This window comes from Chitinophaga sp. (assembly GCF_035761305.1).
GTDB lineage: Bacteria > Bacteroidota > Bacteroidia > Chitinophagales > Chitinophagaceae > Chitinophaga.
On the sequence record NZ_DASTRI010000181.1, the window covers coordinates 1 to 11,018 of the forward strand.

Genomic DNA, 11,018 nt, shown 5'->3' on the forward strand with positions numbered 1-11,018 from the left:
AATCAGCCCAAAAGGTAGTATCACTATCATAGGTCAATATTACATTTGGAGATATTTGTCCAAACGCCTTAAGAGATATTAGGGAAACAAATAAAAAAAGGAACCTCATACGTGAGTTATTTAGAAACTGAGTTAATATACTATAATACTTGTGAAGTTTTATTTTTCGTAAATGATACCTGGGTGCTTATATCTCATTAATCAACGTACATAAAAAAACACTTCTCTCCAATAGTACCAAAGCCTCCCATATCCGACACCTCCATTGTGCACCGGCGTGCCTGTGAAAAACCTACGAAACCTATATGATGTAGCATGAGCACAATCCTTAAAAACCATATACAATGAAAACAAATCTATGGATAAGAGCAGGCGTCCTGTCCTGTGTATTGCTTATCAGTTCCCTATTTTCTTTTGCGCAATTTAAAGTAGTTGGGTACATGCCCTCCTGGTCGGGCGATGTGAATGCGATACAATACAGTAAGCTTACGCACATCAACTATGCTTTCCTGCTGCCAACAGCCACCGGCGGCTTTCAACCCATTGAAAACCCATCGAAGCTGCAAAGCCTTGTTGCTATGGGCCATGCCAACGGCGTAAAAGTGTTGATCGCTGTAGGCGGATGGAATAATGGTGATGACAGCGGCTTTGAATCTACCGCAGGCAACAGCAGCTACCGTAATGCTTTCGTGGCAAATATTCTCAGCTTTGTTAACCAGTATGGGCTCGATGGAGTTGACATCGACTGGGAATACCCGGATCAGGGCGCGTCTGCCAATAATTACGTAGCGCTCATGACACAGTTGTCCGGTGCTTTGCATGCACAGGGAAAGCTGTTGAGCGCTGCCGTAGTAGGCACCGGTGGAGAGAGCATACTCAGCTCCGTATTTTCACAGGTTGATTACCTGAACCTGATGGCTTATGATTATAATAATTACGATCACTCTACTTACACTTATGCATCCCAGTCAATTGCATACTGGAAAGGCAAAGGTTTACCTGCTGCCAAAGCCATATTGGGTGTTCCTTTTTATGGTCGTCCCAGCTGGGAGAGCTTTGCTGCGTTGATAGCACGTGGTGCCAGTCCCTACGCCGATACCTACAATGGAGTAGGTTATAATGGTATTACTACCATTAAGAGTAAAACAGACCTGGCGTATACCCAGGGCGGTGGTATTATGATGTGGGAGCTTTCCCAGGATGCTGTTGGCACATACTCCCTTTTATCTGCCATTCATGATGAAGTGATTGCAAACGGGGGCGGTGGTAACGGCAATCAGCCGCCAACCGTACACATTACTGCTCCTGCAGCCAATGCCTCATTCACAGCGCCTGCTGCCATTACGATTAATGCCGCTGCTTCAGATGCCGACGGTTCCATTACTAAAGTTGAATTTTACAATGGTGCCACTAAACTTGGTGAAGATAATGCAAGTCCCTATACCTATACATGGACAAATGTAGCGGCAGGCAGCTATAATCTTAACGTCAAAGCTATTGATAATGCCGGCGCAGTCACTACTTCAGCAATTGTTGCCGTTGTTGTAAACGGAACAGGTGGTAATTCCTGTGATGGGATCGCAGCCTGGTCCCCATCAGGTGTTTATACCAATGGCAGCCAGGTAGTTTATAATGGTGAGATATACACCGCCAAATGGTGGACACAAAATGAACAGCCGGATATTAACACCGGCGATGGCAAGCCCTGGACTTATGTGCATGACTGCAATAGTGGAGGAGGCAATACAGCGCCGGTAGTGAGCATCACTTCACCGGCTAACAATGCTACATTCGCTGCTCCTGCCAACATCACTATTCAGGCTACTGCTACAGACAACGATGGCTCCATTGCCAAAGTGGAGTTCTTTAATGGCAGCAGCAAGCTGGGAGAAGATGCCAGCGCGCCTTACAGCTTTACCTGGACCAATGTGGCTGCCGGCACTTATACCCTCACTGCGAAAGCTACTGATAACGCCAACGGTGCTACTACATCTGCGGTGGTAACAGTAGTGGTAGGCTCAACTGGCGGTGGAGGCAGCTGCGCGGGTGTGCCTGCTTACGAGCCTTATCCTAAGATTTACAGCAAAGGAGATCGCGTTGTATATAACAGTATACTGTACGAAAGCCAGTCAGATGCACTGTACAATGTAACACCCGGCACGGCCGACTGGTGGTGGAAACCGCTTGGAGCCTGCACAGGTAGCGCAGGAGCAGCCATTGTCAGTGCGGCTGTTCAGCCTGCAGCCACCGTGCTTACATTAACGGCATATCCTAACCCGGTTACTGGCTCAACTGTGCAGGTAAAGGTAAAAGCAGTAGCTGCTGAAAAGATTTACCTGGATGTGTGGAGTGTGAACGGTACCAGTCCTGTGTTACATAGGGAATATGTTGCCGGCGTCAAGGGCAGCCAATTTATCAGCTTGGATATAAACCAGCTGCCACAAGGTACCTGGATTATCAAAGCCAGCAATGCAAATGGCGTGCTTAAAGGTAGTGTGAAGATTATACGTATGTAATGCTAAGCCAGGGCTGATCTTTTGATCGGCCCTGGCTTTTTTAGTAGGAAAAGCTTGCAATTTTAATTCTTTTTTCGCTTGATTAACTTGATTAAAATGCATTTGTCCGATGCCTGGAAAGAGTTAACTATATTTCGGTTACTCCTGGGTGCCATTAAATCAACAGCAACGCCATGACTCATTCTGTCACCCTGATTTTAATTCCTCAAGGTGCGATTAAAACAGCAGCGTTATTCAGCCGAATGATATCAGCATTACAGTTTCAATTTCTCTATGGTACGACTAAAACTAGGGATAAGTCTACCTGAAAATAACCCGCTTGCATTTCAATTCCTCTATAGTACGATTAAAACTGGAATATATGCGCTCCTGGTAGACACTGGAATGATTTCAATTCCTCTATGGTACGATTAAAACCAGAACGAGAATCGGAGAAAGATTTGCTATACCTTTATTTCAATTCCTCTATGGTACGATTAAAACTTACGCCTGCCGCCGGCGCGGCTATGAGGTTTGTATTTCAATTCCTCTATGGTACGATATAATTCTACCCCTACATCGACGACTTACTTTTTGTGTTGAAAATCAATACACTGCGATTTTTCTGTATCTCTAAGGGGCATGTTTGATGCTTGTCATTCCTTTTTTCGACAACTGCAAAACATTATCAAGCTCATTGCTTTCTAATCCTCAAATCGTTTTTGTGTAACGCCTTCATTACCATCTTCAGTTATCCCTGTAGACTTTAAAGTATTGTTTTTCCTGCTCCGGCAGGGATTGAAAAATAATAGCTTTTGTACATGCTTAATAGACTTTTTCTTCCATACATAGTCCAGGTCGTAATAAGAGCGTTCTTATTATTTTATATTACCGCCGTTCATAAAAATACCTCCTCTCATAAAAGTGGCTGCCAAAAACCAGGTATTTCTTTCGTTTGGAATACCCTTTTGCTTTAGTTACTTTTTTTCCTGTTTCCGTATGTGCTGGAAATAACTTTTTGTGCCCGATGTAACAAAGCACTTTATATCTTATAGTATCTTCTGAATGAACAAAGCGCTTTAGCGGCAGGTCATCAAACCTGTAATGCAAATGGTAGGAGTCTGTTGGCTGCTGATCGAGATTAATATAAACCTTATTGCCAATCACCTTGTAATGCCCTGTTGTACTATCATACATAAGATCACCCCGGAAAACATATTCAAGCGTGCTGTCCGGTTTCAGGCGGATGGTCGTACGAAAGAACCCGTAGACGGCAAATTTTGAACGGTATGTTCCAGCTACATTTCTTGCCGGCCTGCAGGAGAAGGCTCCACATAAAACCAAAATGAAAATAATGGCAGGGATAATTTTACGCGTTCGTATATACACACTAATTGTAGTTTGTAAAAGAAAAATTAACAGAGGTTGGTTAATTTATAATCATTTTTATTTTTCCGTCAGCTCCACTTTTCTGCCATCTAAATCCTGCACAACCGCAGTATAGCCTCATGCTGTTTTTGCCGGCGCCGATATTATTTTAATCCCGGCAAACATAAGTTTATCAATTAATGCATCCAGGTTTTCTACTGTGAATCCAAGCCTTGTTGTATTGTCCGCCTCCGTAATTCCTTTAGGCAGCGGGTATATTTCAAGTACAGGCTTGCTGCCGGTGCTGGCATAGTGGTAAGGGCCATTGCCATGTTTATGATATTCGAACAAGAAACCCAATTGAGTGTAAAATTCAAATTGCTCCTGCAATTTGTTAGTCTTAATTACTATTAAGAATATATCAACCATAATGTAGCTATGCTTCTTAAAAGTAACAAAAATGCTGGTTCCTTACTAACAATAAGTGTATTTCAATAAACCATAAAGCCTTGCAATCCGCAAGGCTTTATGCTCATCCTGTTTAATCAGGGTTGTGAAAGTACCGTGCTGCTGCAGGTGCCATTGGATTCCAGTTGTAACAGCTGAACCGTCCCAACGCCTGATATGGTAACCCTGCAGGTATTAAATCCGCCTGCACAGAATTGCCGGTACACGCAGGGCGAGCCCTGGCTGGGAACCTGTTGAAGGTTAGTGTACCCATTTCCCGCGGATCGCTTATTAGTAGCAAAAGCGCTGATGATGGCCAGCGCAAATACCGCTACTGACAGGCCAGTTTTTTTAAAGTTCATGACCGTAAAAATTTTGACTTCAGATACATGCCTACTATTTTCTACAGGTTTTCGGCTTCGCCTGTTCTATTGCAATAGAATGATGTTAGTCTGTAATAATGGAATATGCATTTAAAGTATGATCGCACAATGCAAACAGCCGGTTGCCTTTTACAAGAAAGTCTGTTATACGTTCTTTCCCGGTAAGCGGAATGTATAGTGTGTAGATATATACTCCTTTATCCAGTGAGAATACATCTATTATTTCATGATGCCGCCTGACCTGCCTGTTGTCATTATCAGCCACCAGGGAAGAAAGCACATAAAGCCTGTTGCCGGCAGCTCTTGCCCTGCTGTTTACATAAATAGGCGGCCGCAGAAAACTTGCTGATGCCTGTTGACATATTGGCTACCCGAATTTTCGCCCTTGTATTAGTGTCCAGGGTATGCCCGGTATAGATCACATGCAGGTTGGTGTCCAGCGTTACAAACTCATTCCGGTAATGGTAAACATACACCAGCTTTCCTGTTTGTTTATCATAGTCCAGTGTGCCGTCTGTACAAAAAATACCATCTACCTGCCTGGTGAGAATATCCTTCCCCAGCTTTACATAAGGGGTATCTGTTTTTATCTTTGCAAGAATGTTTCGTTTGTTGCCCAGGGAGTCTGCATAAACGCTGCGGGATATAAAAGTAGTGGGGGAAATGTTTTGCAGCATGTTGAAAAAGCAGCTTTGCGGCAGGAACCGGCTCATGCGCATATCGTCCAGTTTTCCCCTGTAAAGGGCCGGGGTATTGCCTTCTGCCATATATACAGCCGGGGAATCTACCATTACACGCGCCAGCTTCCATGCATAACGTTCTCCCGGGGGCATTTTCAGGGTCAGGAACTGTGTGTCTTTCAGGTTTTCATTTACAGCCAGCAGATGTAAGGAGGCGGAATAGTTACCCAGGTAAATATGTTGACCGGCATAGCCGGCAATATAATAAGCAGGATATTTTAATTCCAGTGAATGTTGCAGTGCCGCTTGCGGCAGCGGCTTACGGTTAAAACCGTTTCTTTGATCGTTAGGCTTATCTGCAAAGGCATATAAAATAAGAACAAGGGCAAGACAGGCCGCAACACAAAATGCGGCAAATCGGAAGGGGGGCTGCATCATGGGTTGACGGTTAAGCGTGGATGGATTTAGTTTGAGGAAACCCTCCATCCGGTTGTTTGGTGTATAGCCACATACCGGAGAATGCCAGGAAAACAAAAACAATATTAAAGTACAGATGTTGCTTCCAGGTCATGCGGGAAATAACGCCTCCGCATGAACAGGGAATTTTTTCAGACAGTGTCACCAATACAATGATGTAAACAGTAAACAGCACCATCATGGCAAAGGATGCGTACAATCCGTAGCGCCGGTACCGTGGAATAACAAGCAGCAAAGCAATCACTATTTCAGCAAGAGGAACCACTATTGCCAGCACCGGCGCAAACCGTGTAAGCAGGGGAGATTGGCCTATCACGGCCCGGAAATTTTCATAATCAAGAAACTTGCTTACAGCTGTATAAGCGAACAACAGGATGAATAAGAGGCATATTACCTCTACTACGGTTTTTCGTAACATGGACAGTATATTTACAGGTTATAACATACTTACCAGGGTTATAACGCAATCCCGTAATGGGCGCGCCTGCAGTAAACATATTTGGAGATTTGGAATAGTTTCAGGAATAGTTGTCAGATTCTCACGGTGTCGTTGGCTACTTGTTAACCTAATTTCAGCAGATATTCTAAATACTGTGTTATCATTTAAAGACTTTTTTAAAATCACTTTTAAACATTAGCCGCAACTATCCCGCACAATGACTGCAAAAATAAAAACAGCTGCTGCTCCGTACACCTCAGCGATTTGGCCGGCAATTCCTATAATGCCGCTTTACCATACCGGCCTTCAGCTTACGGATCCTGTACCGGAAGGTGCCCTGGCGAAATGTGTGGGCCGGCAAATATTTTACGCCAAATTGAATTAAAATATTTGTATTATAACGGTATATCCGATTAAGTATGCGTAATAGAATTTTACTGGTTGTGCTGATTTTCATGGTCAGCTATTTGAATGTTTCCGCCCAGGTTGCACAACTGCCTACGCCATGGACAAACGACGCCATGGAGGCTTCAGTTCCGCTGTCCGAATATCCCAGGCCCCAGCTGCAAAGGGATGAGTGGATGTGCCTGAACGGGAAATGGGATTACCGTGGCGGTAAAGAGGCGCCGGATGCCGGTCATCCGCAGGCGCCTGCCTCATTTGAGCATGTGCATGAGAAAATATTGGTGCCATATTGCCCTGAATCTTTTTTGTCTGGTATACATCGTAAGCAGGAAATAAATATGTGGTACCGGAAAACAGTTGAGATACCGGCTGCCTGGAAAGGGAAACAGGTCATCCTGCATTTTGGCGCAGTTGACCATAGCACTACCGTTTTCATAAACGGGAAAAAAGCGGGTACCCACGAAGGTGGCTATGATGCGTTTAATGTTAACATCACGCCGTTTTTAAAAACAGGCCCGAATACGATTATTGTTGCTGCGCAGGACCTGAATGACGGCAGAACACCCTCCGGTAAAAACGGCCCCCGGGGCGACTATACCTTTACGTCGGGAATATGGCAAACAGTGTGGCTGGAGCCCGTAAGCAGCAACTATATAAAAAGCATTCGTTTGCTTCCTGATGTTGACGGTAAGCGTTTAAAGATATTCGTTAACAGTAATGGTGCAAATAAGATAGCAGCAGCGGCTTCCGATGGTCATAAAACTGTTTCCAGTGTAGATGCAGTGGCGGGTGCTTATTTTTATCTGCCTGTTGAAAAGCCGGTACTATGGTCGCCTGATGCACCCTTTCTTTATGACCTTAAGCTAACGCTTTACAACCCGGACGGCAGTGTGGCAGACGAAGTAAAGAGTTATTTCGGGATGCGGGATATAAAGCTGGGTAAGGTAAACGGGGTTGTAAGGCCCCTTTTGAACGGGAAGTTTGTTATGCAGCTGGGACTGTTGGACCAGGGCTACTGGCCGGATGGTGTGTTAACAGCACCTACTGAAGATGCGCTGAAGTTTGATATTGCGTTCACAAAAAAGGCAGGGTACAATCTTATCCGCAAGCATATGAAAACCGAACCGCAGCGTTTTTATTATTGGGCGGATAAGCTGGGGTTGCTGGTTTGGCAGGATATGCCGGCCATATGGTATCAGCATGAAGATACAGCCGTTACCCGGAAACAGTTCCGTGAGGAGCTGAAGGCAATGATTGATGAGCATTATAATTCGCCCTCCATCATAACCTGGGTGCCTTTTAACGAGAACTGGGGCGCATTTGACGTTAAGGAAATTACCAACTGGGTGAAAGCTTATGATCCCTCCCGGCTGGTGAATGGTAACTCGGGATTTAATAATAACCCAAGCTATCAAAAACCATATGGCGATCCGGAAAACGGGGATTATGTAGATACCCATATTTATATAGGACCTTACAAAGCATCTGTGCCGGACGGTAAGCGCGCAGCATCGCTGGGCGAATTTGGCGGCGTTGGATTATTTACCCGTGGACATATGTGGCCCGTAGAGAATAATGCATATGCTTATGAGCCCACCCAGGCGGCGCTTACAGACCGCTATGTGCTTTTACTGGATCAGGTAGCGCAGCTTATGAAATACAGGGGACTTAGCGTAGCCATTTATACGCAAACAACAGATGTGGAGCATGAAGTTAATGGCCTGCTGACTTATGACAGAAAGGTTGAAAAGATGCAGGTAGACAGGGTAAAGGAGATTAACCAGGCTGTTATAGAAGAATCAAAGGAGATGAATGATGGGAATCATTGATGGGAAGCAAACACTTCATTTTCACAGGCGCTTTTAAATATCGCGTTCAGGCCAATCAGCAATGTTTGTAATTTTAAAGGGTTTCAGCCATTAACCGGCGGAAACCCTTTACCATTAAGTGACCTTTTACAGTGCAAGCCCTGGCGGGCGAGGTCGCAAACAGCCCTTTAATTTGTCTTATACAGCCGCTATCCAGGTTTAATCTTCTTCACATCTTTGTTGTGTTGAAAGTAACGGATAAACAACCAGGATAAAAGGTAAGTGGAGCAGCAACCACTGCAAAAACGGGCGGAACCGAAAAGCCAGATGAGTAGGAACAAAAAATATATATTATGTCAAGCAATACTGTTTCGCTACACAGAGTTCTTAAAACATCTCCAGAAAAGGTATTCCGTGCATTTACTGAAGCTTCAGCAATCGCTTCATGGTTACCTCCTTACGGGTTTCTTTGTACCGTTCATCAAATGGATGTAAAGACAGGCGGTTCTCATAAAATGTCATTCCAGAATTTCTCAACCGGTAACAGCCACTCATTTGGTGGAACATACGTGGAAATCAAACCTAATGAGTTTTTGAAATACACTGATAAATTTGACGATCCCAACCTGCCGGGAGAAATGACAACCTCCGTTTGGCTGCGGAAAACTATCGCCGGAACAGAAATAAAAATTACCCAGGAAGGAATTCCTGCTGTTATACCTGCAGAAATGTGCTATTTAGGCTGGCAGGAATCGCTGGAAAAGCTGGCTAAGTTAGTGGAGCCTGAGATACCGGATGCCTGATGGCTATATGCTTAAAAACACAAAAAGCCGCGTAAACCTTACGATTTACGCGGCTTTGATATTGCCTGGGTTGTGAACCCTAATGACAAATGGTCGTAACTGCTCTTTATGTTGATGCAAATGTCCTGAAATGAGAAGCTGCATCCGTGTTAATTTCGTTTAACCGTTAACTTTACAGCAGCAAACCTGGATAGTAGCATTTCACGCCTTGGGATGCGCAACCGGGTGCTACCGGTTACCCGCAATTGATCTGAACGGAAACAAAGTTTAAGATGCGGAGAGTAGGGTGCGGATATGCTTATTATGATTTTTAAAAAAGCATTTATGAATAAGGAGCTTTTTTTTCATCAAATCCGTAAATATTACCCTATTGCCGAAGCGACAGCATCTGCCTGGAGTACTTTGCTGCAGCCAAAGACTTATGGAAAAGGAGAATACCTGGTTAAAGAGGGCGAGGTGCCAAATAAAATTGCTTTCATCTGCCAGGGCCTGGCTTATCAATCCTACTTGCCGGACGAAGGTGAGATGATTATCAAATATTTTTTTCCTGAAAACAGGCTCGCGGCATCCGTCACGGCAACCATGACCCGGACACCAAGCCACTTCTCGATTGTAGCTATTGAGGAAACGGTGGTTTTGGAGTACGATTTTGCAGAGTTTAGAAAGCTGGTTGAGCAACATAGCGACTTAGCCCTTTTTTACATTAACTACCTCGAAAAACATTGGGTCATCGAAAAAGAACCGCTTGAAATTGCCTTTCGCACAGATACGGCGGCTAAGAGATACGAGGACTTTTTGTTATCCCACAAGCATATTATCCATCGGTTAAAGAAATATGCTGATGGATGATGGTTTTAGGGCTGGGATCGCATTCCGGCTGTGGGTTGTGGTTTATTCTGCTATAAAGCTTGAATAATAATCTTATCTGGTCACGATCTTTACAAGACAAATTTCAGATCAGTTTTGAACTTTTTATTGTAGCGGAAATTGGCTAAATTTAGTATAATTATCGCCTGCAACTCACTGGCAGGCGTAGAGCAATTTTCAAATGCCTGTAATTGTCGGGAACCCAAATCAAATTTCAATATGAAATACGTCATTTTGTTGATCATCACGTTTACAATCTACGCTTGCGGTGACACCGGAAGCAAAGTAGAAGAATCTAACCTACTGACCGGTAGATTTCTTTATACACATTCGCGGGAAGTAGCGCACATGAACGATAATACAGTAACGAGCCGGGAAGTGAAGGATTTTGTAGAGATCAAAAAGACAGACAACGGATATTCGGTCAGAGAATGGGTGATCGAAACGATGCCGCCCAAGAACGGAAAGCCGAGTTATGACACGACAGATCTTGGAACGTTTACAGCACAGTATGAACCAGACAGTAAGAAACTCACTGCACTAAAAACTGATGTGCATTATGCCGATGATGGTAGTTATATTTATATGGGTGATGAACAGGATGAAAAGTATATGCGTGTAGAATAGGAGCAAAAAATATCGCTGTTTAAACCGGAGCGTTCAGGTTCCGGTTTTTTATTGTAATTACAGATAGAACAACAGGGAAGAATGAAAATACTGTGACACAGTGTATGTCGGTTTTGAAGGGATTTTAGATTAAATTTGTAGCTCAGTTTCATGAAAATAAACCTCTTACGATTTTTTTTTAATCATAAGAGGTTTCTCGTCAACGTGACCCCGCAGGTA

At 44.0% G+C, this 11,018-nt stretch carries 11 protein-coding genes; 5 read left to right on the plus strand and 6 right to left on the minus strand.

The genetic code is table 11. The features are described 5' to 3' along the window. Window positions 1-344 precede the first annotated feature (344 nt). Complete coding sequence (locus VFS25_RS15620) at window positions 345-2,516, plus strand: glycosyl hydrolase family 18 protein (protein WP_326463100.1); 2,172 nt, start codon at window positions 345-347, stop codon at window positions 2,514-2,516. 867 nt (window positions 2,517-3,383) lie between these two features. Here the strand turns inward: VFS25_RS15620 and VFS25_RS15625 are convergent. The 6 genes from VFS25_RS15625 to VFS25_RS15645 all read right to left on the minus strand — a co-directional run bounded on the left by VFS25_RS15625 (window position 3,384) and on the right by VFS25_RS15645 (window position 6,268). Continuing rightward, entirely contained in the window at window positions 3,384-3,884 is a 501-nt protein-coding gene (locus tag VFS25_RS15625; protein WP_326463101.1) for a hypothetical protein, read from the minus strand. A 117-nt stretch (window positions 3,885-4,001) separates the two neighbouring features. Then, window positions 4,002-4,292, minus strand: coding sequence for a VOC family protein (locus VFS25_RS15630; RefSeq protein ID WP_326463102.1), 291 nt, complete (start codon window positions 4,290-4,292; stop codon window positions 4,002-4,004). A gap of 116 nt (window positions 4,293-4,408) precedes the next feature. Next, window positions 4,409-4,672: a DUF6520 family protein gene (locus VFS25_RS25365; protein ID WP_414647747.1), complete on the minus strand. Its 264-nt coding sequence runs from the start codon at window positions 4,670-4,672 to the stop codon at window positions 4,409-4,411. Between the two features lie 85 nt (window positions 4,673-4,757). After that, window positions 4,758-4,973: a hypothetical protein gene (locus VFS25_RS15635; RefSeq protein WP_326463103.1), complete on the minus strand. Its 216-nt coding sequence runs from the start codon at window positions 4,971-4,973 to the stop codon at window positions 4,758-4,760. Continuing rightward, window positions 4,951-5,811: a hypothetical protein gene (locus VFS25_RS15640; RefSeq protein WP_326463104.1), complete on the minus strand. Its 861-nt coding sequence runs from the start codon at window positions 5,809-5,811 to the stop codon at window positions 4,951-4,953. Before VFS25_RS15640 ends, VFS25_RS15635 begins: the two co-directional genes overlap by 23 nt. A gap of 10 nt (window positions 5,812-5,821) precedes the next feature. Next, window positions 5,822-6,268, minus strand: a complete 447-nt coding sequence (locus VFS25_RS15645; RefSeq protein ID WP_326463105.1) for a MauE/DoxX family redox-associated membrane protein — start codon at window positions 6,266-6,268, stop codon at window positions 5,822-5,824. Window positions 6,269-6,708: 440 nt separating this feature from the next. On the opposite strand from VFS25_RS15645, the gene VFS25_RS15650 reads away from it, so the two are divergent. The 4 genes from VFS25_RS15650 (at window position 6,709) to VFS25_RS15665 (ending at window position 10,799) form a co-directional block, all read left to right on the plus strand. Next, window positions 6,709-8,523, plus strand: a complete 1,815-nt coding sequence (locus tag VFS25_RS15650; RefSeq protein ID WP_326463106.1) for a glycoside hydrolase family 2 protein — start codon at window positions 6,709-6,711, stop codon at window positions 8,521-8,523. A gap of 332 nt (window positions 8,524-8,855) precedes the next feature. Continuing rightward, window positions 8,856-9,305, plus strand: coding sequence for an SRPBCC family protein (locus VFS25_RS15655; protein WP_326463107.1), 450 nt, complete (start codon window positions 8,856-8,858; stop codon window positions 9,303-9,305). A 324-nt stretch (window positions 9,306-9,629) separates the two neighbouring features. Beyond that, complete coding sequence (locus VFS25_RS15660; RefSeq protein WP_326463108.1) at window positions 9,630-10,154, plus strand: cyclic nucleotide-binding domain-containing protein; 525 nt, start codon at window positions 9,630-9,632, stop codon at window positions 10,152-10,154. A 237-nt stretch (window positions 10,155-10,391) separates the two neighbouring features. Beyond that, window positions 10,392-10,799 (plus strand): hypothetical protein, encoded by a 408-nt coding sequence (locus VFS25_RS15665; protein WP_326463109.1) that lies wholly within the window; start codon window positions 10,392-10,394, stop codon window positions 10,797-10,799. Window positions 10,800-11,018: the final 219 nt, after the last annotated feature.